Origin of the sequence: uncultured Nisaea sp., from assembly GCF_963974195.1 — a bacterium.
GTDB lineage: Bacteria > Pseudomonadota > Alphaproteobacteria > Thalassobaculales > Thalassobaculaceae > Nisaea.
The window spans coordinates 1-25,600 of record NZ_CAXBDC010000069.1 but is presented as its reverse complement, the minus strand read 5'-3'; the positions used below and the strand labels follow the sequence as shown (position 1 = coordinate 25,600).

The following is a 25,600-nucleotide window of genomic DNA, read 5'->3' as shown; positions in this document are numbered from 1 at the left end:
TAGAATATGAGTTGCACTCATGCCTGCTCGAAGACGTACCCGTGAACGCCCCGCTCCATTACGGAGCAGCCCGACATGAATCTCTATCCGGTGAATCTAATGAAGGCACCGAGAGGTAGGACTTCCTGCCGCTTTTGAGATTCATGGTCAAGAGGAAAGCGCGTGCAGCCCTATTCCATATCCTCGCCATCGAAGGCATTGGCGATGGAACGCATGAGGTCAAACATGCGCCGTCGCGACTCCGGATCGGCAATCCTGTAATAGGCTCTTACAAGCTCAAGGGTCTCGCGCCGGTTCATCGGATCGTCGGGGATCTGATAAGCCTCCGGTTCCTGTTCCTTCTCGAAGAGGCGGCCAGGGGATTGCTCCTGAACTTCCTGCGCCATTTCTTCGAAAAAGAAATTAACCTGCACCTCAAGGATCCGGCTCAGGTCAAAGAGCCGGCTTGCGCCAATACGGTTTGCGCCACGCTCATATTTCTGGACCTGCTGGAATGTGAGCCCGAGCGCCTGACCCAGCTTCTCCTGGCTGATCCCGAGAAGTGTGCGTCGCATGCGCACACGTGATCCGACATGAACATCAACCGGATTTGGCTTGCCGAGGCTTGCCATCCGGCCTCCCGGGCGGCGTTTGCTAGATGGCTGCTCCATAATCCAAACCAATAGTCTCAAATTTCGCTAAAATCAGTTACCCATACAAACGTATGCAGTCAATATAAAAGCCGTAGCGAAAAAAAGAAAAAGCCGCTTATTTCCGGCGGAAGAAAAATGCGGCGGCAAGCGATGCAATCGCGAGTATTAGTGCCGCGGCCTCTCCGATACGCGCATAAAGTGTTTTGGACATCACCGGCGCCGGTAAAACGCTGTCGATCGTCCCTGTGCGCTCCAGGGGCAAGGACGCCAGAACCCGTCCATGGGCATCGATCACCGCCGAGATTCCGGTATTCGCGGCCCGCAGAACCGGCAGCCCTTCCTCGATCGCCCGCATTCTGGCCGCGACCAGATGCTGGTAAGGCCCTGAACTGACTCCAAACCAGGCATCATTCGTCACATTGACCAGAAGGCCGGGTCGGGGCCCACCGGCCTCCGTTACCGCACCGGGAAAAATGATCTCGTAACAGATCAGGGCGCCAATACGCGGCAAGCCGGCATGCGTGAAACTGCCCGGCCCCGGCCCGGCCGTGAAACCGCGTCCGGTTTTCGCGATCGTCTCAACCGGCAACCATTGACTGAGAGGCACATATTCGCCGAACGGGACCAGATGAAACTTGTGCAGCCGGGTAACGATATTTCCGCGCTCATCGAGGGCAACAACCGCATTAAAGCTGCGTGTCTCCTCCGGATAACCGGGAACAGGCTCCCGCAATGGCGTCCCCGTCATCAACAGCGCGCCCGGTGCCAGCAGAGTGCCCAGATAGGCAGCGAGCCTCGGCTCCCGGTTGAGCGCGTAAGGAACCGCCGTTTCAGGCCAGATCACGAGGCTCGGCGGAGCGAGATTATCCCCCCCCGCCAGCCCATTCGGCCGGACACTGGCGCGCGGCGCCCGGGTCAACGTGGCATATTTGGCCAGATGCGCCTGCAGCAGATCCGGCTTCCATTTTTCCCTCTGGGCGATGTTCCCCTGAACGATACGGACAATAGGCCGGTCAGGATCGGGATCAGCAGCCCCGGCAAGCCGCATGACGCCATAGCCGGCGAAAATCACCGGCAGAAGCAAACAGACGGCACCGAAACCACGCTCCGCCCGCCCGGTGCGCCGCAACAGCATGAGCGGCGACAGGGCGAAGAGCACCACGAAAAAGCCGTATCCATAGGCGCCGATCAGGGCCAGTGGCTGCAACAGGGCATCGGAGAAAGACCAGACAGAGGCAGGCAGGTTCCACGGAAATCCCGTGGCGACATGGCCCCGCAGCATCTCCGCAAGAGTCCAGACCCCCGCCAGCGCCGGCGCCCGCGTCCATCCGCGCGGCCGGAGCCACCCGTAGAGCAAGCCAGCCAGACCGCCAAAGAGCCCAAGAACCGCCGGGAGGCCTGCCACGGCAAACGGAATAACCCAAGCAAACCGGTCGCCATCGACCAGAAGCGCATTGGAAATCCAGTAGAGACCCGCGACGTGATATCCGAAGGCAAAGGACCAGCCGGTCACAAAAGCGCTGCGGAGTGTCCGGCGGCGGTCGAGCGTCAGCAACAGAAGGGCGAAGGCAAACAGGGCCGGCAAGGCATTGACCGGCGGCAGAGCCAATGCCGCAAACGCGCCGGACAGTACCATGACAGCCGCGTTCCGGAGCCCGGACAGCCCTGCAAGCCGGTTAATCGCTGTGCGGACGGCTGCGACCCACCGGGCGGCAGACGCCCGCTCGGTCACGGATGAGACTCCGTCTCAAGCTCGTCCGTCGACACGCGCCGGATACGGATCCTCTTGATCCTGCGCGAGTCACTTTCAAGCACCTCGAATTCGAGACCGGCGGGATGCGTCAAGAGCTCCCCGCGGGCAGCCACTCGGCCCGCAAGCGAGAAGACCAGGCCCCCGAGCGTATCGACCTCCTCGCGCTCTTCGTCATTGAGCACATTGCCGAACAGAGCCTCGAATTCCTCGATCTCGGCACGGGCATCGGCAACGGCCGTGTCCGGCCCGACCATGGCGATCTTCGGACCTTCCTCGACATCGTGCTCGTCGACGATATCGCCGACAATCTCCTCGACCAGATCCTCGATGGTAATCAGCCCGTCGACCCCGCCGAACTCATCCACGACGAGCGCGAGATGGCGGCGTGTCAGGCGCATTTCCTGCAGCAGGTCCATCGCCCGTATCGATGGCGAAACGAACAGGACTTCCCGCAGCAGGGAGCTGAGCGGCACGTCCTTGCCCTCATGGACATGCGCCAGCACGTCCTTCATGTGGATCATGCCGACCACATCATCGAGCGTCTCGCGGTAAACCGGCACCCGGCTATGGGAATCCTTGACCATGTCGGTCACCAGGGCATCGAAGCCGGTATCGATCGCAACGCCCGTGATGTCCGCACGCGGCACCATCACGTCTTCAGCCGTGATGTCGCGCAGTCCGAGAATATTGCGGATCAGGGCCCGTTCGTGCGGATCAATGGCGAGATCCTCGTCCTCCGCTCCGTTGCCATCATCCTCGATCAGCTCTTCCAGAGCATCACGGGCAGACGCGCCACCGTTGCGCTTGAGCTTCAGCGTCTTGAGAAACTGGCGGAACCGCCCCCATGACGGCTCCCGGCGCCCCTCGGGCTCGAAAGCGTCGCCATCCGAAACGCCGACAATATCGGACGACACCGGCCTGCTATCCGGAGCTGAGCTCATTGGACCGGCTCCAGTACGGGGGTGTAGGGATCGGAAATGCCGAACCCGCCAAGGATCTCGACCTCGCGGCGTTCCATCTCGGTGGCTTCATCTTCCGTCTCGTGATCGTAGCCGAGCAGATGCAGCACGCCATGCACCACCAGATGCCTCAAATGGGCCTCCAGGGATTTTCCATCGCGCGCGGCTTCCATGGAAACGGTTTCAAAGGCGAGGATAACATCGCCAAGCATATCGGTTCCGGAGAGGTCCGCTGAAAGACCCGAAGGAAAGGACAAAACGTTGGTTGCCGTATCCTTGCCGCGATAATCGCGGTTCAGAATACGGACATCCGCGTCGGAACTCAGAACAATACTGAGCTCGGTCGGTTTTGTCGCCTCCCCGAGCACGGCAAGGGCGCTCTCGACACAGAGTCTCTCTGCGTCGGGTAAAACCGCTTCCCAGGCAGGGCTGGAAATACTGACGGCAATGTCGAAAATAGAGTCCGGTTGCTCCGGCTCTTCCTGCGGATCCTGCGCCGCAATCTCGCTGCGGCAGCTACTACTACTCGGCTCCGGTTCGTCGGGCACGCGCGGACTCTCCATTTGTTTCTCTAACTGGGCCCGCCATCAAGACGGGCCGATTCACGTTCACTGTACGCATTGACGATTTTCGTGACCAGTGGGTGTCGCACAACATCCCTGGCTGTAAACTCGATCATGCTGACATCGGGAATGCGGCCAAGCACATGTATTGCATCCGTCAGACCCGATTTTGCCCCAAAAGGCAAATCGATCTGTGACGGATCGCCCGTGATGGCCATCCGGGAATTCTCGCCCAGCCGGGTCAGGAACATCTTCATCTGGGTCGGCGTGGTGTTCTGCGCCTCGTCCAGAATGATATAGGAATTGGCAAGCGTCCGCCCGCGCATGAAGGCAAGCGGCGCCACTTCGATTTCGCCGGCCGCCAGCCGCCGCTCGACCTGCTCGCCGGGCATCATGTCGTAGAGTGCGTCATAAAGCGGCCGGAGATAGGGATCGACCTTGTCCTTCATGTCGCCGGGCAGGAAGCCAAGCCGCTCCCCCGCTTCCACGGCCGGGCGCGACAGGATCAGCCGTTCAACCCTGCGCTCCATCAGCATGGACACGGCCATGGCGACAGCCAGATAGGTCTTGCCCGTGCCCGCCGGGCCAAGGCCCAGAACGAGTTCATCTTTCGACAGGGCCTGGATATAGCGGTGCTGGTTCGGCGAGCGCGGCTGGATCGCCCGTTTCCAGGTCGGCACGAAAGCGGAGCGGTCGTTGAAGCCGTTGCTGTCGCCATTGGCGGCATCGCCGGTATTCTGTGCCCACTTCATGGCGGCATCGACGGTCCCGAGATCAAGGGCCTTGAGCTTCTTGCCGGCCTTGATATCGCCTTCAAGCCGGCGGTAGAGCGAGGTCAGCGTCGATTGCGCCATCACCACCGCGTCCTTGTCACCTTCGATCGTGACCTTGTTTCCGAAACAGGACAGTGAAACCTTAAGCTTCTGCTCGATCCTTGCCAGATTGCGATCATGTTCTCCGAGCAAAGCCGGGACCAGATCATGGTCGGTGAATTCCAGATGAATGACGTCGGTGGCCTCGTCTGTGATGCTCAAGCAATCGCCCTTTCATGGTCGGAGGTGAGCGTTGGCGGGCCTGACGCGCCGGCCCATTCGCCGGTCACCACGGTTCCCGAAAGAGAATTGGCAAATCCCTGTTCGATGCGGACATCGGCAATCGCGCCGACCAGCCGATCCGGGCCAGAGAAGTGCACGGCCTGCATATAGGGTCCCCGGCCGACAAGTTGACCCTCTTTTTGCCCCTTGCGCTCGACCAGCACCGGCTGGACCGCACCGACGCTCGCCACATTGAAGGCCAGCTGCTGCGCGTTCAGAAGCTGTTGCAGGGTTTCCAGGCGGTCTGACTTCACGGCCTCATCTATCTGCAGATCCGTCCCGGCCGCCGGCGTGCCGGGGCGGGGGCTGTATTTGAACGAATAGGCCTGAACATAGCCGACATCCGTTACAAGTCTGAGTGTGTCGGCAAAATCAGCATCGCTCTCGCCCGGATGACCGACGATGAAATCGGAGGACAGGGCCAGATCCGGACGCGCCTCGCGCAGACGGTCAACGATGCGGCGATAGGAATCCGCATCGTGCTTGCGGTTCATCTGGCGCAACACACTGTCGGAGCCGGACTGCACCGGAAGATGCAGGAAGGGCATCAATTGCGGCACGTCGCGATGCGCCTCGATCAGCGCGTCATCCACATCGTTCGGGTGGGAGGTGGTGTAACGGATACGCTCCAGCCCGTCGATCTCGGCCAGCGCGCGGATCAGGCGGCCCAGCCCCCATTCGCCGCCATCCGCCTCGCCATGATAGGCGTTGACGTTCTGGCCGAGCAGGGTGAGCTCCGAGGTTCCGGCGGCGACCAGACGGCGCGCCTCGGCGAGTACCTGGCCCGCTGGGCGGGAAAACTCCGCACCGCGCGTATAGGGCACCACACAGAAGCTGCAGAACTTGTCGCACCCTTCCTGAATGCTCAGGAAGGCCGCCGCCGCGTTGCTGTGCCGTTCTTCCGGCAGATGATCGAACTTGCTCTCCGCCGGGAAGTCGGTATCGACGACACCGGCCCCGCGTGTTCCGCGTCCACCCGATGTCGCCCGGTTATCCGCCGCTTTTGCTTCCGCTGCGCGTACCAGCTCAGGCAGGCGGTGATAGGTCTGCGGCCCGAACACCAGATCCACATAAGGCGCCCGCTTGACGATTTCCTCGCCCTCGGCCTGGGCGACACAGCCCGCGACCGCGATCAGCAACGGCTTGCCACCCGCCGCGCGGGCTTTCTTTTCCTTACGAAGTCGGCCGAGTTCGGAGAAGACCTTCTCCGTCGCCTTTTCCCGGATGTGGCAGGTATTCAGGATCACCATGTCGACATCGTCCGGCGTGGTCACCGGGTCATAGCCGAGAGACACCAGGCTGTCCGTCATACGATCACTGTCGTAGACATTCATCTGGCAGCCGTAGGTTTTGATATAAAGTTTTTTGCTCACGCGCGCCGTGCCTTGTGGTCGCTCAAAGGGTCGAATTTCAGGGGTACGGCGGGAGCAATACGCCGTGTGCAACTGAAATTCCAGCGTGCGTTTCTGTTCATCCCGGAAATGCTAACACCGGGAGGCGTCCAGTCAAGCCGCGTCACCGGCTTGACGCGCGGAATTTTGACGAACGGGACAGCCCTAGGATGCGGCGCCACTGCGGCCGGAAAGAGCACGGGACACACCGTTCGCGACAATGCGCTGACAATGCGCCGCCAATTCCTTGCGGTTGGCGAAGTTTGCCGGGTCCACCGGCTCGTGGAATTCAACCTCGACATCGACCCGGCCGAGCGACAGGGCGTCGAGCAGGTGCGGCACCAAGTCCATATCGCCATACCAAGCATAGAACGGCCTGAGCCCGCGCCCCATCGGCATGCCATTCAGGCGGGTATAGGTCACCGAGACGGGCTGGATCCGGATATCCGCATTAACCGGGCCATTGCCCGCAACAGGACCATTGTCCGCGGCCGGCTTTACCGCGGAGAAAAGCGCACTCTTGAAGGGCAGCGTGCGGTTGCCGTCATTGCTCGTGCCTTCCGGGAACAGGATCAGCCGGTCTCCGGCCTCAAGCCGCTCGGCAATGACATTCGCGTGCTCCTTCGACCGGCCACGGCGGCGCTCGACGAAGACCGTGCGCTGCAGGACGGCCAGCAACCCGAAGCCAGGCCAGGTCTTCACTTCGCTTTTCGCGATGAAACTGGCCCGCAGCAGGCTGCCGAGAACAACGATATCAAAGTAGGAAACGTGATTGCTGGCATAGAGCACCGCATCATCGCGCAACGGCGTGCCCCGGGTATGGACCCGGAAGCCAAGCAGGCGGGCGCAAAGCCCGTGATAGAAAAGCGGAATGCTGGAAGAAAGCGGCGCGCGGAGAGCCACGGCCAGCATCTGGAGCGGCAACAGACAGGCCGTCAGCACCCCGTAAAGCGCAAGCCGGCGCCAGAGCAGGGGTCTGGAAGGCGCCACCATGCCCGGGGCTTCCGCCGGCTCGGAACCACGATCCCAGGTTCCGAGCATGCCGGCATCAATGAAGGCTTCGTCTTCCGTTACCTCTTCTATGGCTCCGGCAATGCTCATTGGATAACCGCCCCGCGTGCCTCGCGCTCATAATGTTTGTAGTACTTGTCGGAAACCTGACTGGTTTCGACAATGACACAGACGTCCGTCGTATTGAACTGGTGGTCGACCACCGCCCCGTGACCGACATAGCCGCCAAGCCGCAGATATCCCTTGATCAGAGGCGGCAGCATGGCCGCGGCGCGGCGCGCGTCGATGTCCCCGGCGGGCACCAGATTCATTTCGGTATACAGCTCCGGCAGCGCGGTTGCGCGGATCCGTTCCGGCGCCAGATGGTTGTGATGCAGGTAGCTCAACTGGGTCTGCAGGGCCGCCGCATCGTTCCCCGGCAGGCTGGCGCATCCGAACATCAGGGAAATGTCATTCTGGAACACGTAGGCGGCAATGCCCTTCCAGAGCAGTTGCATGGTCGGCCGGGTGCGATAGCCGTCCGCCGTGCAGGAGCGCCCAAGCTCGAGAATCTCGCCGGGCTGGGTCTCCAGTCTGGAAATATCGAATTCGTCGGCAGTGTAGAAACCGCCCGCGATCGATGCGCCCGCACGCCGGATCAGGCGATAGGTGCCGACCACGGCCTCAGGACCCTTGCCGCGCGTATGATCCAGTACCAGAAGATGATCCGCGACATCGTCGAACGCATCTTCATCCAGACGGCTCAGCCGCGCATCCGGCGACGGGATCGCGCCCATTTCCTCATAGAAGACCTGGTAGCGCAGCCGCTTGGCCGCGTTGATATCTTCCTCGGTTGTCGCAAGTTTCACTTCGAGCGAGCCGGAGACGAGAGTCTGATCCGCCAGGGGCTCCGCTTCGGAGATAATGGCCCGTGGGGTTTCGCTCATCGCGGTTTCGGAAAGTGCCGATCTCGTCGGAATCGAGAATCCCATGATATTTAGCATCCCTATTGTCGCGGGGTCGCAGACCTTCGGAGCTTACAGCACCGCTGCGACGCTCTCATTCCTCTGATATGGGTTACGCGTACTCCAGTCGCGAGAGAAACCTTCCCGGGCCAACCGTCGACACGCGCCGGAGAGGTCCTCAGGAACCCACCCGATGCCCGCTTATACCGACCGAACGGTGACAGTTTTCCCACAGTCTCGTGACAAACTGATTGCAGTCAAAACCCGCATGAATCCGGACTGTTTTGCCGAACCACGGCAGTCGCTGCGCCGTTCATCGTCAGATATCGAAGATTAACTGCATCAATATGGCATCGGCATGGCTGCCATCCGCACTTTTGTAATAGTTTCGCCGCCGGTCGAAGGTGGTCATTCCCAGGCTTTCGTACAGCTCTATGGCCGATCTGTTCCCGTCCTGCACTTCCAGCAGCAGCTTCTCTGCGCCCGCCGCGGCGGCATGCTCGGCCGCTTCCCGCATCAGCCACCGGCCAAAACCCCGGCGCCGATGGTCCGGCGCCACCGCCAGCGTCAGAATCTCCGCGAAATCCCCCACACACTGGTAAAGCACGAAGCCGGCAAAGGCCGGGCCTTTCCCTTCGGACAGGATGGCCGCGCCGCTTGTGCCGGGCATAACCAGCAAATCCTGAAGATCATCCCGGGACCAGGGCCTGTCGAAAATTGCGCCATGCAGGCCCGACGCGTCGTCCAGATAGGTCTCGATATCCCGCACGAGCCTGTAGCCGGCCACCTCGATCATCCCGCCCTCGGCGCCGTCACGTCCGGTGCACGGAGATAAAGCGGTTGCGGCGGCGGCATATCCGCCCCGGCGCCCAGCTCCAGGCCGATCAGCGCAACCTCCCGGGCATCGGGCGCCGTAACGGCGCTGCGCCGCACTGAAACGCCCGCGCCCTCAAGGACCGCACCGACCTTGTCCGCGGCGTCACCGGCCAGCATCAGCGGAAACCGGTCATGCTGCCGCAATCGTGCGGCGATCTCTTCGGGAGGAAGTGCAAAAGGCTGCCCGTCATCCAGGCCGTCCGGGCCGAAAAGCTGCACGAACAGATCCGCCCGGCGGCTTTCCAGGATAACGGCGACACCGCACCCGGCATGCCCGTCCGTGGACAGAACGGCGCGCGCCACCGCATCGAACCCGGTGACGCCAATAACAGGAATATCAAGCGCCTGCCCAAGCCCCCTGGCAAAGGCCAGACCGATTCTCAGACCGGTGAAAGACCCCGGACCACGGGTCACGGCGATGGCATCCAGATCGGGAAAGCCGAGTCCCGCTGCTGCAAGTCCCGTCTCCGCCATCGGAGCCAGGCGTTCGGACTGGCCGCGCGTCATCTCTTCGCGCAAATGAGCCAGCACAACACCGCCACGGCACACCGCGATAGAGCAGGCGCCGGTGCTGGAATCGATACCGAGAATTGTCCCGGAAGCAGAGAGCATCTTAATTTCCGCCGCAAATAGCGTATGTTAGGGTGACAGAGCGGCCTGAAAGTGCAACTTTTCCAGTCGCATCGCCGCCTGTAAACCACGTTGGCGGACGAGAGCAAGGGAATATAGCTTTTATGCCGTACCGCATGCACTTTCACCGCGCATTCCGTTGTGGAGCTTCCATGCCGAGACAGACCCGGACAGCCATCATGGCCGCCCTGACAGTTGTTGCCTGCCTTTCAGGCGCCCCGGACAGGCCTGCCGCCGCCGAAGAAGTTTCCGGCGCCATTGTGACCATGTATCACCGTTTCGGCGAGAACGACTATCCCTCGACCAGTATCCGCATCGCGCAGTTCGAGGAACATCTCGAAGAGCTGAAGAAAGAGCGATACACGGTCCGGCCGCTCCCCGAAATCGTCGAGGCGCTGAAGACCGGCAAGCCGCTTGCCGACCGAACCATCGCGATCACCGTCGATGATGCCTATCTCTCTGTTTACGAGCATGCCTGGCCCCGGCTGAAAGCCGCCGGCCTGCCCTTTACCCTTTTCGTCGCGACCGGCGTGATCGACCGCAAGATTCCGGGCTACATGAGCTGGGACCAGATCAGGGAGCTGAAAGAGGCCGGCGTAACCATCGGCAGCCAGACCCAGGCCCACCCGCACATGACCACGCTCGACCGGCAGGCGCTGAAGCGCGAGCTGGCAGACTCGAACCAGCGTTTTGTCGAAGAGCTGGGAGAAAAGCCGAGCCTTTTCGCCTATCCCTATGGCGAATACAGCCTGATGGTGCGTCAGGCCGTCGCCGAAGCCGGATTCAGTGCGGCGTTCGGTCAGCATTCGGGTGTCGCCTATGACGGCATGGACCATTTCACCCTGCCGCGCTTCGCCCTGAATGAGCGGTATGGCGGGATCGATCGCTTCCGTCTGGTCACCAACGCCCTGCCGCTGCCTGTGTCGGACGTCTTGCCGAAGGACACGCTGCTGGGCGAAAATCCCCCGGCTTTTGGCTTTACGCTGGATAGCAGCATCGGCGATCCGGGCAGTCTTTCCTGCTTCGCGTCGAGCGAAGGCGAGACCCATCTGGAATATCTTGAACAGCGGGTCGAAGTGCGGCTGAAGCAGGCCTTCCCGCCAGGTCGTTCGCGCATCAACTGCACCATGCCCGGACCGGACAACAGGTGGCGCTGGTTCGGCTCCCAGTTCGTCGTTCCGAAGTAACCCCGGAACGCAATTGCGCCGAAACGCGCCTTTGAGAGCTTAGCTGGAAGCGGTCACGACGCGGCGGCGTTCGAGGATTGCCCCCTCGAAATCGTCAAGCCGGTTCTTGTCGATCATATGGCGCAGCATATCGACATAGGCCTGACCGATTTCCGCATAGGAGAGCAGGCCGCCGGCCAGCAGCTTGCCGTCAAGTGCCCGCCCCGCTGTCCGCAGTGAGGCCCGGCGCAGCCGGAAATCACGATAGCTCGGATGGGTGTTCAGGTTGTGGACATAGGACACAACCGAGCCCTGCAGGCTTTCATATTTGCGCACCACGTGCTTCTCGCCGCTGGCCCGTTCTTTCGGGGTGATACCGGCTTTTTCCGTCCAGGCCCGCTGTCCGAACAGCGCATTGCCGTGGCGGGCGAACCGGGAGGATCCCCAGCCGCTTTCCACCGCTGCCTGCGCCAGAGCGAGAGACACCGGGATTTCGTCAACCCTGAGAAGGAGTTTTGCGAACAGGCCGTCATTGAGCTCCGCATCACCGTCGCCGATACCGTACCGGTCAGCGAGGCCGAGCAGCCAGTCGCGCTCACCCGGGCGCAGCTTGGCGCCATCAAGAAACCGGTCGCGGAACCGGATCAGCTTTGTCCGGTCGCGTGCGACCTTTTCATTTGCCCGCAGAACAAGCGGCAGAACGGCGGAGAAGAAGAGCTGCTTCTTGCGTTGAACCTGGTCAAGAGCACCAAGATCGGCCGGAAGGCTCGCCAGGTAGATGGCCGGAACCAATTCGGATCCCTGGCGGATAGTCTTCAGATCGAAGCCGGATTTTTCCAGCACGATCTCGAAATCGTCAGCCTTCGCGACGTCAAGCGGCGCGTCGGCCGGAGTCGGCGCGCTCTCGACCGGTGGCTTCTCGACAGAGAAGCTGGCCGGTGTTGGCTGATTATGATCAACGAATCCTGGCATCTGACTTGCCAGCAGGATCATCCCGCCGACAAGCGCGCCCGTGTAACATGACGGCATGTGCTCAAATAAAGTTATTAAAGGGAAGCGCCACGCCGCATTCTGCCGACAGTGAACGGCATTTTAGATAACTCTGCCGTTTATGCAGCGCCACCGCGTTTCCGGCATAGCTGCTATTCACGGCATGCCATCGCTACATGGCTGCGGCGCGAACCTCGCGGACTTCCGGGATATAGTGGCGCAGCATGTTCTCGATACCCATCTTCAGGGTTGCCGTCGAACTCGGGCAGCCGGCACAGGCGCCGCGCATGTAAAGCGTGACCACGCCTTCGTCGAAGCTCTCGAACACAATGTCGCCGCCATCCATGGCCACCGCCGGGCGCACCCGCGTATCGAGCAATTCCTTGATCTGGGAAACCACCTCGGTATCCTCGCCGTCACTTGCATGACCTGCATCGGAACTCCCGGTGACGACCGGACGGCCCGCCGTGAAATGCTCCATGATGACGCCGAGCACGGCCGGCTTCATCAGATACCATTCCTTGTCGTCGCGCTTCGTCACGGTGACAAAATCACCGCCGAAGAAAACGCCGGTCACCCCGTCGACATCGAACAGCCGCTCGGCCAACGGTGATTTACCAGCCGCCTCTTCCTCGGAGCGAAACTCCTCGGTTCCAACTCCCATGACATCCCGTCCGGGAAGGAACTTGAGTGTCGCCGGGTTCGGCGTTTCTTCAGTCTGAATGAACATTCCGTTCTCTCCTTGAGAGGCTCACTCCGGCCAGCGCCTTCTCTGCCGGGCGCCGGTGCCGTCGAGGGCCTGAGTGCCGCACGCAGGGGGCACCAATTTGGTCCTATATAGAGTGATCTTGCGGACGCGGATTTCAAGCCTACTTTTTGCAATCGTCCAACTGCCTTCTGCCTTATCATCAAATTGCCGTTCCGGCGCAAGGAAAGACAGTCTTTCCAAAGCAGGCACCGGGCAAGCAACGGAGAGCCGCGCTGGCACAAAAATTCCCCGAAGACCCGAAACGGCCGCATATCCGCGTCATGCATCGCGGCGCGGACCTGGTTGATCAGCTTCCCGCCGGCAGCTCGCTGACGGAAGAGAGCCTGGCACTCGCACCCGAGCGCTGGCTGCTGGAACATTCCGGCGGCATCCTTTCCATGCGGGCGCTGATGCGCGATCTCTGCAATCTGCTTGTCGCCCAGGGCATGCCGCTGCAGCGCGCCTCCTGCTTTATCCGGACGCTGCATCCGCAGGCGAGCGGCCGCACCGTGATCTGGCGCAACACCATGCGCGACCCGGAAGAACTCATGGTGCTGCACGGCATTGAGGAGTCGGAAAGCTTCAAGGCCAGCCCGCTGCCCGTCATCTTCAATGGCGCGGGCGCGATCCGGCGGCGGCTGGCGGACCCGGCCGTCCCGCTGGACTATCCCGTGCTGGCCGACCTGAAGGAGCAGGGCGCAACGGACTATGTGGCGATGCCGTTGAAATTCAGCGATGGCGAGATCCATTTCATCACCTGGACAACCGATGCTCCGGACGGTTTCAGCACGGAGCAACTCAGCATCCTGGATGGTCTGCTGCCCGTCCTGGCGCTCAGGATCGAGATCCTGGAACGGCAGAAACTGACCGAGGAACTGCTGCAGGTCTATCTCGGGCACAATGCCGGCCGCAGGGTGCTCAACGGCGCCATCCGGCGCGGCAGCAGCGAGACCATCCGGGCGGCCATCCTTTATGCCGATGTGCGCGGCTTTACCGCCGCTTCCGATGCCCTTCCCGGAATCGAGATCATCTCGCTGCTGAACGATTATTTCGAGATCATGTCGCAGCCGATCGAGGAGCGCGGCGGAGAGATCCTGAAATTTATCGGCGACGGGCTGCTCGCCATCTTCCCGCTCGGCTCCGGCGATGCCGCCGAGGATGCCGACGCCGCCCTGAAAGCGGCGATGGAAGCACAGACCCTGCTGCGCGGGCGCAATGCAATCCGCAAGAAGTACGGCAAGCCGGTGATCGAACACGCCCTCGGCCTGCATGTCGGCGATGTCAGCTACGGCAATATAGGCAGCCCGACCCGGCTGGATTTCACCGTTATCGGGCCAGCCGTCAATCTGGCCAGCCGGCTGCAGGGTCTTGCCAAGGAGCTGGGTCACCCGATCATCGCATCGGGCCTGATCGCCAGCATGGCCAAGCTGCCGGTAAAACCGCTCGGACGGCATCCCATCCGCGGCCTGCGAGACCCTGTGGAAATCTTCGCGCCCTATGGCGTCGAGACCGCTACGGCTTGAGGAAGCCGACGATTTCCTTGGCTTCCTCGATGACCGGCTCGGCAATTTCCCGGGCCCGCTCGGCGCCTTTCTTCAGAACCGCGTCCACCGAGGACGGATCGTCCGTCAGCCGCTTCATCTCGGAGCCGATCGGCCCCAGCACCTCGACCGCAAGCTCGGCGAAGGATTTCTTGAAATCACCAAAGCCCTTGCCGGCGAAATCCTTCAGCACCGCATCTGCCTCGACACCCGAAAGCGCCGCATAGATCGAGATCAGGTTGCGGGCTTCGGGCCGGTCCGCCAGTTCTTCCACCGTCTCCGGGATCGGGAGCGGGTCGGTCTTGGCCTTGCGGACCTTCTGGGCGATGTCGTCCGCCTCGTCCGTCATGTTGATGCGCGAATATTCCGAGACATCGGACTTGCTCATCTTCTTGGTGCCGTCCCGCAGGCTCATCACCCGGGTCGCGGAGCCGAAGATCATCGGCTCAGGCAGCGGGAAGAAATCGACGCCATACATGGAGTTGAAGGCCTGCGCGGTGTCGCGCATCAGCTCCAGATGCTGTTTCTGATCGTCACCGACCGGCACATGCGTGCCCTTGTAGACCAGCACGTCGGCCGCCATCAGCACCGGATAATCGTAGATACCGACGGTCGCGTTCTCGCGGTTCTTGCCGGCCTTTTCCTTGAACTGGGTCATCCGGTTCAGCCAGCCGATGCGGGCGACGCAGTTGAAGATCCAGGTCAGCTCGGCATGGGCCGGGACCTGGGACTGGTTGAAGATGATGCAATCGTCAGGATCGACCCCGGCCGCGATCATGCCGGCCGCGACCTCGCGGGTGGCGCGGCGCAACTCCACCGGATCATGCGGTGGCATGGTGATCGCATGCATGTCGACAACGCAGAAGATCGACGAATAGTCGCGCTGCAACTGCACCCAGTTGCGGATCGCCCCGAGGTAATTGCCAAGATGCAGGTTACCAGTGGGCTGAACGCCCGAGAAGATGCGGTTCATCTGACGCGATCCATAGGTTTGAAGCGAAAAAGGGCCTGATTTATTGCGGCAGGCTGGCTGGCGGTCAAGGCCGGACTGGTTCAGCTCTGGCCGCGGTTACGGCGGAGCGCCCCGCGGATATCCGACAAACGCATGGCTCCGGTGATGAACGCCGCGCCGAAATAGATGGCAAGCGCCAGCAGGATCAAGGCGATCAGACCGGCGATCCCGGTGGCGGCGCCGGAGAAAAGACCGGGGGCCGCCCCCTCCACGAAATGAAGCGCACCATAAAGACAGCCGCCCATCAGTGCGGCACAGAGCAGGATCCGGGGCAGCCGTCTGCGGGAGCGGGCATCCAGATGGAAAGCGCCGTCCCGGCCAAGCAGACGGGCCAGCACCAGCGCGTTCATCCAGGAGGAAATCGCCGTCGCCAGAGCCAGACCGACATGGGCGAGATACTGCATCAGGATCAGGTTCAGCACGAGATTCAGGACAACGACCGCCGCGGCAACCTTGACCGGCGTCCTGGTGTCTTCCCGCGCGAAGAAGCCGGGCTGCAGCACTTTCACCAGCACGAAAGCCGGTAATCCACCGGCAAAGGCGATCATCGCCGCCGCCGTGGCCGCCGTATCTGTGGCCTCGAAGGCGCCGCGCTCGAACAGAACCGTGATGATCGGGGTTGCCAGCACCCCGATGCCAATTGCGGCCGGGACGGTCAGCAGGGCGCCGAATTCCAGTGCCCGGTTCTGGGTTTCCAGCGCCGCCGCGCCATCACCCGCCCGCCATTGCCGGGACAGCATCGGCAGCAGCGCGGTGCCGATGGCCACGCCGATAACCCCGAGCGGAAGCTGGTTCACCCGGTCCGCGTAATAGAGAAAGGAGATCGAGCCGAGCGGCAGGGTCGAGGCCAGTACCATGTCGATCAAAAGGTTGATCTGCATCACCCCGGCACCGAGCATGGCCGGCAGCATCAGCCGGAACAGCTTGCGCACGCCCGGCGTCGCTTTCGGCAGGCGGAGCGTGAGAGTCCAGCCGTCACGCCGGGCCGCCATGATCAACCAGATCAATTGTGCCAAACCGGCCGCGGCCACACCCCAGGCCAGCACATGGCCCGGTGTCTCCAGCCGGTCCGCGAAACCGATCATGGCGCCGATCAGGATCAGGTTCAGCAGGATCGGTGCCGCCGCCATGGCCGCGAACCGGTCCAGACTGTTCAGGATGCCGCCATAGAGTGCGACAAGGGAGATCAGCGGCAGATAGGGGAAGGTGATGCGGGTCAGCTCGACCGCCAGCGCAAATCGATCCGGAGTCGCAACAAAACCCGGCGCCAGCACATGCATGACCCAGGGCATGGCCAGTTCCATGGCAAGGGTCAGGGCCAGCAGCGCGGCGCACATCATGGCCAGCACGTCGCTGGCGAAACGCTTGGCCGCCGCCACGCCATCCGCCTCCAGCGTGCCGGCGAAGAGCGGCACGAAGGCAACCGTGAAAGAGCCCTCCGCCGTCAGCCGCCGGAAGAAGTTCGGCAGCTTGAAGGCCACGAAGAAAGCGTCCGCCACTGGTCCGGCGCCAAGAATGGCGGCGATCAGCACATCGCGCACAAAGCCGGTAACCCGGCTTATCATGGTAAAACTGCCGACGGTCGCGGCGGCGCGGATCAGGGACATGTCAGCTCTGTCTGCAAATCAGGAACGGGAGAGAAATACGCGTCAATCTGGGCGTGATCGCGGCGCTCAAGACGAGGTGCTTTCCCCGGGGGGAGAAGCGGCGTCCTCGGCCAGAGCCGTCAGCAAGGCATTGCGGATTTCCTGAATCCGGGTCTCGGAATCGATCTTCAATCCGAACAGATCCTTCACATAGAACACATCGACAAAGCTCTCCCCATAGGTCGAGATCTTGGCCGAGGAGATCTGCAGCTTGATCTCCCGGAGCGCCCGCGCGATCCGGTAGAGCACGCCGGGCCGGTCCGTTGCATTCACCTCGATCACGGTGTGGGTCACGCTTGCCTTGTTGTCGATCAGCACCCGGGTCGGAACCTTCATGACCCGCGCCCGGCGCTCGATATTGCGCCGGCGTTTCACCAGTTCGGCCAACAGGTTCAACCGGCCGGTCAATGCCTGCTCGATGGCAACGGAGAGTTTCGCCAGCTTGTCCGGCCGGTCGAACGCCTTGCGGTCCTCGTCCTGGATCCAGAACACATCCAGCGCCATGCCATTGCTGAAAGTGGCGATCCGGGCATCGACGATGCTCGCACCGGAAACCGCCATTGCCCCGGTCACCCGCGAGAACAGGCCCGGATGGTCAGTGGTATAGACCGTGATTTCCGTCACCTCGCGGGCCGTGTCGACCCGGCTCTCGACGGCAAGGTCGCGCTGTTCAGCCTCCGCCGCATGCACCATGCGGGCATGGCGGGCATGGGTTTCCGCATCGAAAGCCAGCCAGTAATCGGGATAGCCAAGCGCCTGATGGTGCTCGATATCCTCTTGGCTCCAGTCGGGCAGCATTTCCGCCAGAGCCGTCCTGGCTTCTTCCGTACGCCTTTTACGGCCCGCTTCCTCGCCAAGACCGGAGAGATTGGCCTCCGCCGCCCAGTAAAGCTCGCGCAGCAATGCCGCCTTCCAGCCGTTCCAGACATTCGGGCCGACCGCGCGGATATCGGCAACGGTCAGCACCAGCAGCAGACGCAGCCGTTCCGGCGACTGCACGATGGCGGAGAAGTCCTGCACCGTTTTCGGATCGTTCACGTCGCGCTTGAAGGCCGCATAGGTCATCAGCAAGTGCCAGCGCACCAGCCAGGCCACGGTCTCGGTTTCCTCATCCGTAAGCCCCAGTCTCGGACAAAGCCGCCGGGCCACCCGCTCGCCGAGCTTGGAATGATCGCCGCCCCGGCCCTTGGCGATGTCATGCAGGAAGACCGCGACATAGAGGGCCCGGCGCGACAGCACCTTGTGCACGACATCGCTGGCGATCGGGACCGCTTTCGCCAGCTCGCCCTTCTCGATCTTGTGCAGGATACCGAGCATGACGATGGTGTGCTCGTCGACCGTGTATACATGATACATGTCGTACTGCATCTGGGCGACGACCCGGCCGAAATCGGGCACGAATCGGCCGAGAACCTGGGCTTCGTTCATCCGCCGGAAGATCCGTTCCGGCCCCTGCGGCGCCTCCAGCATCTCGACGAAGAGACGGTTTGCCTCCTCGTTCTTGCGCAAGTCCTTGTCGATCTTCTTCAGGTTCTGCGTCACCAGCCGAAGCGCATGGGGATGCAGCTCCAGATCATGCTTCTGTGCCGTGTGGAAGAACCGGATCAGATTGACCGGGTCGCGGGCGAACATCTCATCGTCCGTGACATTGAGGCGGTCGCCATCGACCTGGAAATCACCGACCTCGGGTTTGCGGGAAAACGCCCAGGAGAGCCTGAGGCGCGGCCGCTTCTGGTTTTCCGCCTCGATATTGGCGCAGAAGATCCGGGTCAGATCGCCCACATCCTTGGATGTCAGATAATAGTGCTTCATGAAGCGCTCGACCGCGACCGCGCCGGCCCGGTTGGTATAGCCCATGCGCTTGGCGATCTCGGTCTGCAGATCGACGGTCAGACGCTCCTCGCCCCGGCCGGTCAGATAATGCAGGTGGCAGCGGATGGTCCAGAGCATCTTCTGGGCCTTGGCGAACTTGCGGGCTTCCGCCGCCGTCAGAACACCCCGGTCCACCAGATCCTTCACCTTGTCGACCTTGTAGACATACTTGCCGATCCAGAACAGCCGGTGCAGGTCACGCAACCCGCCCTTGCTCTCCTTGATGTTCGGTTCGATAACGTAACGGCTATCACCGAGCCGGTCATGCCGCTCTTCCGACTCCAGCAGCTTGGCCTCGACGAATTCCATGGCCGTGCCGGTCTCGACATCCTTGCGGAAACGCTCACGCAGATCGGCGAACAACGGCTCCGAGCCCCAGAGATAACGCAGCTCGAGCAACGAGGTGCGGATCGTCATATCGGCTTTGGCCTGCCGCACGCATTCATCGACGGAGCGTGTCGAATGGCCGACCTTCAGCCGGAGATCCCAGAGCAAATAGAGAATATATTCAACCACTTGCTCGCTATATGGCGTCTGTTTGTAGGGCAACAGGAAAAGCAGATCGAGGTCGGAGAAAGGCGCCATCTCGCCCCGCCCGTAACCGCCGACCGCCGCGACACAGATCTGCTCGCCCTGGGTCGGGTTGGCGTTCCTGTAGATCTTCTTTGTCGCCGTCTCGGCAGCCCTGAGGACGAGCACGTCCATCAGATAGGCGTTGGCCCGGATCGCTTCGGCACCGTCATTGCTTTCAAGAAACCGCCGCTCAATCTCGGACCGGCCTTCATCCAGCGTGCGCCGCAGGAACGCGAGCAGTTCGGTGCGGAAACTCTCCGGCTTGTCGGCGGCCTCCCACAGGGCATCGACGGCCTTCTCGACCTCCACCGGATCGACGATTTTCTTGCGGTTTCTGATTTTCGGAGCCGGCGTGATGATGGCTGCGTCCGTTACCGGCTCGCTCACCGGCAGTGATTGATCGGAAGCCATATAATTCTCACACCTCGCGTAAATCCCTGACGAACCTTAGTGCAATTTCTCCGGTTGCGCCACGCCCGGCACCTGCGCGGAGCGGACTGGACGCGCGCGGGACTCGAGGATATGAGGGAGATGGTATGTTCCCCTGATTTCCCGGAGTACGGCGTCTTGGCAGATCACCAGAACAGCGATGTCGTCATCATCGGGGGTGGCGTGATCGGCAGCGCGGTTGCGTATTTTCTTGCCTCCAACCCGGCGGCGCCCAGCGCGATAACCGTGATCGAACGGGACCCGACCTACGAGACGGCATCGACGCCCCGGTCTGCCGGCGGCATCCGTCAGCAATTTTCCAATCCGGAGAACATCGAGATCGGCCTTTTCGGCCATCACTTCGTGACCAATCTCGCGGAATATCTCTCCGTTGACGGGGAATGCCCGGATCCCGGATTTCGCGAGGGCGGCTATCTGTTCCTCGCCGGGCCGGAAGGACTTGAGGTTCTGCGTCAGAACCACGAGGAGCAGACACGCCACGGATGCGGCATTGACTTGCTCGATCCTGTTTCGATTGAGAAACAATTTCCCTGGCTCAATCTTGACGGGATTGCCGGGGCCGCTCTCGGAACGCGGGGCGAGGGCTGGCTCGATCCGAATACATTGATGCACGCCTTCAAGCGCAAGGCCCGCAGCCTCGGGGTTCATTATCTCGAGGGTGACGTCATTGCGCTGGAGCATAATTACAGCCGTATCTCGGCCGTGGTGCTCGCAACCGGGCAGCGCATCGCCACAGGCGCCGTGGTGAATGCCGCAGGCGCCAATGCCGGAAAAGTCGCGGCACTGGCCGGTGTCGCCCTGCCGGTCTCCCCCCGCAAGCGCAATGTTTTCGTCTTCGATTGCCGCGCACCGCTGGACCCGGCGGTACCCTTGCTGATCGATCCGAGCGGCGTCTATGTCCGGCCCGAAAGCGGTGGCTATATTTGCGGGGTCTCTCCCCCAGCGGATCAGGATCCGGACGGGGATACAAACGATCTTGATGTCGATTATCACTGGTTCGAGGAGGTGATCTGGCCAACCCTCGCGCACCGGATACCGGCCTTCGAAGCCATCAAGTTGTCCGGTGCCTGGGCCGGGTATTACGATTACAACTCTGTCGACCAGAACGGCATTGTCGGCGCCCATCCGGCGCTGACGAACTTCTATTTTGCCAACGGCTTTTCCGGCCATGGCCTGCAACAGGCGCCTGCCGTCGGCCGGGCAATGGCGGAATTGCTGATCTCCGGCAGGTTCAGAACCATCGACCTCTCCCGCTTCTGCTACGAGCGCTTTGAAAGCGGTGCCCTGGTCCTGGAGCGCAATATCGTTTAGCCGTTGCTCTCCCGCAACGAAATCAGCTCATACAGCAGGTCAAGCGCCTCGCGCGGTGTCAGGTCGTCCGGCCGTATCGCGGCAAGACGCGCCTCAAGCGGGCTGACCCGCTTCTGTGCCTGCGGTTTCGCGGGCGCCATCGCCTGAAACAGGGGCAATTCCTCGGCAAGGCTGGAAGCGGTGCTGGATGCCTTGCTTTGTTCCAGAAGCTGGAGCACTTCCTCCGCCCGCGCGACCACCGCCGGTGGCAGGCCCGCCAGTTTGGCAACATGGATGCCGTAGGACCTGTCGGCCGCACCGGCCACCACCTCATGCAGGAAGACGACATCGTCGTTCCATTCCTTGATCCGCATGGTGTGGCAGGAAAGGCTGCCGAGCTTCGCTTCAAGCCCCGTCAGCTCATGATAATGGGTGGCGAACAGGGCCCGCGAACGGCTGATTTCATGCAGATGCTCGACGGTGGCCCAGGCAATGGACAAGCCGTCGAAGGTTGCGGTGCCACGGCCGATCTCGTCAAGAATGACCAGCGAGCGTTCCGTTGCCTGATTAAGGATAGTGGCCGTCTCCACCATCTCGACCATGAAGGTTGACCGGCCGCGAGCCAGATCATCGGCGGCTCCGACCCGGCTGAACAGGCGATCGACAACACCGATATGGGCCGCTTCCGCCGGCACGAAGGACCCGGCCTGGGCCATCAGGGCGATCAGGGCATTCTGGCGCAGGAACGTACTTTTACCGGCCATGTTCGGGCCGGTGATGAGCCAGAGGCGCTGGGCGTCTTCCAGCACGCAATCGTTCGGCACGAAACCGCTGTCACCGGGATTGAGCGCCTCGACCACCGGATGCCGCCCGCCACGGATTTCAAAGGCGCGCGAGCCATCCACCTCCGGCCGGCAATAGCGGCGCTCGACGGCAAGTTCGGCCAGCGCCGTCGCCACATCGAGCCGGGCCAGAGCCGCCGCCGCCAGGGAAACCGCCTCGGCCTCCGCCAGGATCGCCTCGACCAGCTCCTTGAAGTGTCCCTGCTCCAGCGCCACGGCCTTGTCCGCCGCCTGGGACAGATCCCGTTCCAGCTCACCCAGTTCCACGGTGCTGAAACGCACGGCATTCGCCATGGTCTGGCGATGAATGAAATTTTCCCGGCCGATCAGCTTCTCGCCGTGCGCCGCCGTCACTTCGATGAAATAGCCGAGCACATTATTATGTTTGATCTTCAGCGCGCTGACGCCCGTTTCGGTCACGTAACGGGCTTGCAATCCGGCAATCAGGCGCCGGCTTTCGTCCCGCAGCGTGCGCAGCCGGTCCAGCTCGGGCGCGTAACCGGTCGCGATGAAGCCGCCGTCGCGGGCAAGCAATGGCAAATCAGCCGCCAGTGCCCGGTTCAGCGTGTCGACCAGAACCTCGTGATAGCCCAGCTCCTCGAAGATTGCCCGCGCCTCTTCCGGTGCGCCGCCCGCATCGCCGGTCAGGCCTCCAGCCATGGCATCGGCCCGGGCAAGCTGGTCGCGCAACGGTCCCGTTCCGGCCAGCCCGTCGCGGATCGCCGCCAGATCGCGCGGCCCGCCACGCCCGAGGGCGATGCGGGACAGGGCGCGCTCGACATCCGGCAAGGCCTTCAATGTCTCGCGGATCTCACTCCGCAGACGTTCGCCTTCCCGGAAATGCGCCACCGCATCAAGACGGCGGCCGATTTCCCCGACATCCGTAACCGGCGCCGAAAGACGCTGGCCGAGCAACCGGCCGCCGGCCCCTGTCACGGTACGGTCGAGAACATTGAGCAATGCACCGCGTTTCTCTCCGCTGAGAGTGCGCAGGATTTCCAGATTCCGCCGGGTCGAGGCATCGATCTCGACCAGACCGCCAGCCTGCCAGCGGCGCGGCGGCAGCAATCGCGGCATGGAGCCGATCTGGGTCAGCTCGAGATAATCAACCAGCGCGCCGGCCGCGGCCAACTCCGCCCTCTCGAAAGCGCCAAACCCTTCAAGCGACGAGACTTCGAACAATGCCTCAAGCCGCTTGCGCCCGTTCTCGCTATCGAACCGGCTGGCAGGCTGGGATACGGCCGCCACGCGCCAGTCCTCAAGCACGCCACTCAGGGCGCTCGATGCTTCCATCAAGGTATCGGGGACCAGCAGCTCGCTGGGACCAACCCGGGCAAGCGCCGCGCCGATACCGTTCATGGCAACCGGCTGGGCATGAAAATCGCCCGTCGAAACATCGATCCACGCCAGTCCGAGACCACCCTGCGCCATGGCCAGGGCCGCCAGATAGTTATTGCTCCGGGCATCGAGCAGGGCGTCTTCGGTAATGGTGCCCGGCGTGACCACCCGCACCACTTCCCGGCGCACAACCGACTTTGATCCGCGCTTCTTGGCTTCGGACGGATCTTCGGTCTGCTCGCAGATGGCGACCCGATAGCCCTTGCGTATCAGCCGCGCCAGATACCCTTCGGCCGCATGATGCGGCACGCCGCACATCGGGATGGGCTCGCCGCCATGCTGGCCTCGTTTCGTCAGCGTAATGTCGAGAGCGGCGGCCGCCGCCTCGGCATCCTCGAAGAACATCTCGTAAAAATCACCCATCCGGTAGAACAGAAGCGCATCGGGATGAGCATCCTTCACATCGAAATATTGCTGAAACATCGGCGTCGCCGCCGCCCGGTCGCGGGAGGAAGCGTTCGACGCGGAAGTCTGCTTGTCTGCAGGGGAGATCGTGTTCACAGCCAAAAAGTCGCTAAGGTCAGATGATTGCGGGGAAAGGCGGCGACCATAACATGACGTCAGAGGCAACTTCCAATGCCGAACGACACCTGTGTCCCAAGATTTATGGAACCTGTTCCCGCGATATGAAATTGCCCGTGGCATAAGCCGGGCCTATCGTTAGTAATCGGGCTCCGAATGTCCCGCGCAGGCCGATGGCGGTCTGTCAATTAAACCAAGCCCTTGGGGGAAGCGTCATGGATGATGCGAAGCGCATGCTTGAGACTGAAGCACTGGAATTTCATGCCTCCGGCCGCCCCGGTAAACTTGAAATCGCCGCAACCAAAAATCTGACCACGCAGCGCGATCTTGCCCTCGCCTATTCTCCGGGGGTGGCCTATCCGTGCCTCGCCATCAACAAGGACGAGAGCAAGGCCTACGAATACACGGCAAAAGGCAATATCGTCGCCGTCATCTCGAACGGCACCGCCGTGCTTGGGCTTGGCGATATCGGGGCGCAGGCGGCGAAGCCTGTGATGGAAGGCAAGGCGGTCCTGTTCAAGCGGTTCGCCGATATCGATGGTTTCGATCTTGAGGTCGACACCAAGGATGTCGAGGAATTCGTGAACTCCGTCCGCTTCCTCGGCAAGACCTTCGGCGGCATCAATCTGGAAGACATCAAGGCCCCGGACTGCTTCATCATCGAGCAGCGCCTGAAGGAACTGATGGACATTCCCGTCTTCCACGACGACCAGCACGGCACGGCGATCATCACCGCCGCCGGCATGATCAACGCGCTGGACCTGACCGGCCGCACGCTCGAAGACGCAAAAATGGTGGTGAACGGCGCCGGGTCCGCCGCTATCGCCTGCGTCGAATTGCTCAAATCCATGGGCATGAAGGACGAGAACGTCATCCTGTGCGACAGCCGCGGCGTGATCTACCAGGGCCGTGACGCCGGCATGAACCAGTGGAAATCAAAGCATGCCGTCGATACCCCGATGCGCACGCTTGAGGAAGCGGTCAGGGGTGCGGATATTTTCTGCGGCCTCTCGGCGAAGGACGCCATGAGCCAGGACATGGTGAAGAGCATGGCCGCCCGGCCGATCATCTTCGCCATGGCCAACCCGGACCCGGAGATCACACCGGAAGACGTTGCGGCCGTCCGCTCCGACGCCATCGTCGCCACCGGCCGGTCGGACTATCCGAACCAGGTCAACAACGTGCTCGGCTTCCCCTACATCTTCCGCGGCGCCCTCGATGTCCGGGCCAGCGAGATCAATGACGAGATGAAGATCGCCGCCGCGAACGCGCTGGCGGAGCTCGCCCGTGAAGACGTGCCGGACGAGGTCGGCAAGGCCTATGGCCGCACGCTGCATTACGGCGAGGGCTATATCATTCCCGCGCCGTTCGATCCGCGCCTGATCGTCAAGGTGTCCTCCGCCGTGGCCCAGGCCGCCATGGATACCGGCGTTGCCCGCAATCCGATCACGGACATGGACGCCTACCGGGCAGAACTCGGTGCCCGGCTTGACCCGACATCCTCCAGCCTGCAGGTGATTTTCGACCGGATCCGCGCCAATCCGCAGCGCGTCGTCTTCGCCGAAGGCGAAGAGGAACGGGTGATCCGCGCCGCCGTCACCTTCCGCAACGGCGGTTACGGCATTCCGGTGCTGGTCGGCCGGGAGGATGTGATCAAGGAGAAGATCGTCGAGCTCGGCATCACGGGCGCCGAGACG

At 62.2% G+C, this 25,600-nt stretch carries 20 protein-coding genes; 4 read left to right on the top strand and 16 right to left on the bottom strand.

Annotated features, from left to right (window positions below; all coding sequences use genetic code 11):
• Positions 1-170: 170 nt before the first annotated feature.
• The 10 genes from AAC126_RS15130 to tsaB form a co-directional block, all read right to left on the bottom strand.
• On the bottom strand, positions 171-554 hold the full coding sequence (locus AAC126_RS15130; protein WP_339854732.1) for a helix-turn-helix domain-containing protein: 384 nt from the start codon (positions 552-554) through the stop codon (positions 171-173).
• A gap of 193 nt (positions 555-747) precedes the next feature.
• The gene (gene lnt, locus AAC126_RS15125; RefSeq protein WP_339854729.1) at positions 748-2,364 is read right to left on the bottom strand and encodes an apolipoprotein N-acyltransferase; all 1,617 of its coding nucleotides are present in this window, start codon (positions 2,362-2,364) and stop codon (positions 748-750) included.
• Positions 2,361-3,326, bottom strand: coding sequence for a hemolysin family protein (locus AAC126_RS15120; RefSeq protein ID WP_339854728.1), 966 nt, complete (start codon positions 3,324-3,326; stop codon positions 2,361-2,363). The genes lnt and AAC126_RS15120 overlap by 4 nt, the downstream gene beginning before the upstream one ends.
• Positions 3,323-3,802 (bottom strand): rRNA maturation RNase YbeY, encoded by a 480-nt coding sequence (ybeY, locus tag AAC126_RS15115; protein WP_339854736.1) that lies wholly within the window; start codon positions 3,800-3,802, stop codon positions 3,323-3,325. The genes AAC126_RS15120 and ybeY overlap by 4 nt, the downstream gene beginning before the upstream one ends.
• 113 nt (positions 3,803-3,915) lie before the next feature.
• A complete protein-coding gene (locus AAC126_RS15110) occupies positions 3,916-4,941 on the bottom strand; it encodes a PhoH family protein (RefSeq protein ID WP_339854726.1) in 1,026 nt (341 codons plus the stop codon).
• The gene (gene miaB, locus AAC126_RS15105; protein ID WP_339854724.1) at positions 4,938-6,374 is read right to left on the bottom strand and encodes a tRNA (N6-isopentenyl adenosine(37)-C2)-methylthiotransferase MiaB; all 1,437 of its coding nucleotides are present in this window, start codon (positions 6,372-6,374) and stop codon (positions 4,938-4,940) included. The genes AAC126_RS15110 and miaB overlap by 4 nt, the downstream gene beginning before the upstream one ends.
• A gap of 183 nt (positions 6,375-6,557) precedes the next feature.
• The gene (locus AAC126_RS15100) at positions 6,558-7,493 is read right to left on the bottom strand and encodes a lysophospholipid acyltransferase family protein (RefSeq protein ID WP_339854722.1); all 936 of its coding nucleotides are present in this window, start codon (positions 7,491-7,493) and stop codon (positions 6,558-6,560) included.
• Complete coding sequence (locus AAC126_RS15095; RefSeq protein ID WP_339854734.1) at positions 7,490-8,329, bottom strand: GNAT family N-acyltransferase; 840 nt, start codon at positions 8,327-8,329, stop codon at positions 7,490-7,492. Before AAC126_RS15095 ends, AAC126_RS15100 begins: the two co-directional genes overlap by 4 nt.
• Positions 8,330-8,666: 337 nt before the next feature.
• Complete coding sequence (locus AAC126_RS15090) at positions 8,667-9,143, bottom strand: GNAT family N-acetyltransferase (RefSeq protein ID WP_339854721.1); 477 nt, start codon at positions 9,141-9,143, stop codon at positions 8,667-8,669.
• Positions 9,140-9,835, bottom strand: coding sequence for a tRNA (adenosine(37)-N6)-threonylcarbamoyltransferase complex dimerization subunit type 1 TsaB (gene tsaB / locus AAC126_RS15085; RefSeq protein ID WP_339854720.1), 696 nt, complete (start codon positions 9,833-9,835; stop codon positions 9,140-9,142). Before tsaB ends, AAC126_RS15090 begins: the two co-directional genes overlap by 4 nt.
• A 170-nt stretch (positions 9,836-10,005) precedes the next feature.
• Here tsaB and AAC126_RS15080 point away from each other — a divergent pair, with 170 nt between their 5' ends.
• The gene (locus tag AAC126_RS15080; protein WP_339854718.1) at positions 10,006-11,040 is read left to right on the top strand and encodes a polysaccharide deacetylase family protein; all 1,035 of its coding nucleotides are present in this window, start codon (positions 10,006-10,008) and stop codon (positions 11,038-11,040) included.
• 39 nt (positions 11,041-11,079) lie between these two features.
• Here AAC126_RS15080 and AAC126_RS15075 read toward each other — a convergent pair whose 3' ends face one another.
• Both AAC126_RS15075 and AAC126_RS15070 read right to left on the bottom strand, forming a co-directional pair.
• Entirely contained in the window at positions 11,080-11,991 is a 912-nt protein-coding gene (locus AAC126_RS15075; RefSeq protein ID WP_339854717.1) for a glucosaminidase domain-containing protein, read from the bottom strand.
• A gap of 190 nt (positions 11,992-12,181) precedes the next feature.
• Complete coding sequence (locus AAC126_RS15070) at positions 12,182-12,739, bottom strand: NifU family protein (RefSeq protein ID WP_339854715.1); 558 nt, start codon at positions 12,737-12,739, stop codon at positions 12,182-12,184.
• 299 nt (positions 12,740-13,038) lie between these two features.
• On the opposite strand from AAC126_RS15070, the gene AAC126_RS15065 reads away from it, so the two are divergent.
• Positions 13,039-14,280 (top strand): adenylate/guanylate cyclase domain-containing protein, encoded by a 1,242-nt coding sequence (locus AAC126_RS15065; RefSeq protein ID WP_339854713.1) that lies wholly within the window; start codon positions 13,039-13,041, stop codon positions 14,278-14,280.
• Here the strand turns inward: AAC126_RS15065 and trpS are convergent.
• The 3 genes from trpS to AAC126_RS15050 all read right to left on the bottom strand — a co-directional run bounded on the left by trpS (position 14,270) and on the right by AAC126_RS15050 (position 19,812).
• Positions 14,270-15,271, bottom strand: a complete 1,002-nt coding sequence (trpS, locus tag AAC126_RS15060) for a tryptophan--tRNA ligase (protein WP_339854711.1) — start codon at positions 15,269-15,271, stop codon at positions 14,270-14,272. The genes AAC126_RS15065 and trpS overlap by 11 nt on opposite strands.
• Before the next feature lie 80 nt (positions 15,272-15,351).
• Positions 15,352-16,917 carry a murein biosynthesis integral membrane protein MurJ gene (murJ, locus tag AAC126_RS15055; protein WP_339854709.1) on the bottom strand — a complete coding sequence of 522 codons (1,566 nt, stop codon included), beginning with the start codon at positions 16,915-16,917 and terminating at the stop codon, positions 15,352-15,354.
• Positions 16,918-16,983: 66 nt separating this feature from the next.
• Positions 16,984-19,812 carry a [protein-PII] uridylyltransferase gene (locus AAC126_RS15050; protein WP_339854707.1) on the bottom strand — a complete coding sequence of 943 codons (2,829 nt, stop codon included), beginning with the start codon at positions 19,810-19,812 and terminating at the stop codon, positions 16,984-16,986.
• Positions 19,813-19,968: 156 nt separating this feature from the next.
• On the opposite strand from AAC126_RS15050, the gene AAC126_RS15045 reads away from it, so the two are divergent.
• Complete coding sequence (locus tag AAC126_RS15045; protein ID WP_339854704.1) at positions 19,969-21,162, top strand: FAD-binding oxidoreductase; 1,194 nt, start codon at positions 19,969-19,971, stop codon at positions 21,160-21,162.
• Here the strand turns inward: AAC126_RS15045 and mutS are convergent.
• Positions 21,159-23,804 (bottom strand): DNA mismatch repair protein MutS, encoded by a 2,646-nt coding sequence (gene mutS, locus AAC126_RS15040; RefSeq protein WP_339854733.1) that lies wholly within the window; start codon positions 23,802-23,804, stop codon positions 21,159-21,161. The two genes, AAC126_RS15045 and mutS, sit on opposite strands and share 4 nt — an antisense overlap.
• Before the next feature lie 314 nt (positions 23,805-24,118).
• Between mutS and AAC126_RS15035 the strand changes: the two genes are divergently transcribed.
• Positions 24,119-25,600: phosphate acyltransferase (locus AAC126_RS15035; RefSeq protein WP_339854702.1), on the top strand; the 1,482-nt coding region annotated here is incomplete at its 3' end.

Excerpts from the sequence above, each read along its gene's own strand:
- AAC126_RS15130 (WP_339854732.1), bottom strand. The coding sequence starts at position 554 with ATGCGACGCACACTTCTCGGGATCAGCCAGGAGAAGCTGGGTCAGGCG.
- AAC126_RS15120 (WP_339854728.1), bottom strand. The coding sequence starts at position 3,326 with ATGAGCTCAGCTCCGGATAGCAGGCCGGTGTCGTCCGATATTGTCGGC.
- AAC126_RS15100 (WP_339854722.1), bottom strand. The coding sequence starts at position 7,493 with ATGAGCATTGCCGGAGCCATAGAAGAGGTAACGGAAGACGAAGCCTTC.
- AAC126_RS15095 (WP_339854734.1), bottom strand. The coding sequence starts at position 8,329 with ATGAGCGAAACCCCACGGGCCATTATCTCCGAAGCGGAGCCCCTGGCG.
- AAC126_RS15090 (WP_339854721.1), bottom strand. The coding sequence starts at position 9,143 with ATGATCGAGGTGGCCGGCTACAGGCTCGTGCGGGATATCGAGACCTAT.
- tsaB (WP_339854720.1), bottom strand. The coding sequence starts at position 9,835 with ATGCTCTCTGCTTCCGGGACAATTCTCGGTATCGATTCCAGCACCGGC.
- AAC126_RS15080 (WP_339854718.1), top strand. The coding sequence starts at position 10,006 with ATGCCGAGACAGACCCGGACAGCCATCATGGCCGCCCTGACAGTTGTT.
- AAC126_RS15075 (WP_339854717.1), bottom strand. The coding sequence starts at position 11,991 with ATGCCAGGATTCGTTGATCATAATCAGCCAACACCGGCCAGCTTCTCT.
- AAC126_RS15070 (WP_339854715.1), bottom strand. The coding sequence starts at position 12,739 with ATGTTCATTCAGACTGAAGAAACGCCGAACCCGGCGACACTCAAGTTC.
- AAC126_RS15065 (WP_339854713.1), top strand. The coding sequence starts at position 13,039 with ATGCATCGCGGCGCGGACCTGGTTGATCAGCTTCCCGCCGGCAGCTCG.
- trpS (WP_339854711.1), bottom strand. The coding sequence starts at position 15,271 with ATGAACCGCATCTTCTCGGGCGTTCAGCCCACTGGTAACCTGCATCTT.
- murJ (WP_339854709.1), bottom strand. The coding sequence starts at position 16,917 with ATGTCCCTGATCCGCGCCGCCGCGACCGTCGGCAGTTTTACCATGATA.
- AAC126_RS15050 (WP_339854707.1), bottom strand. The coding sequence starts at position 19,812 with ATGGCTTCCGATCAATCACTGCCGGTGAGCGAGCCGGTAACGGACGCA.
- mutS (WP_339854733.1), bottom strand. The coding sequence starts at position 23,804 with ATGTTTCAGCAATATTTCGATGTGAAGGATGCTCATCCCGATGCGCTT.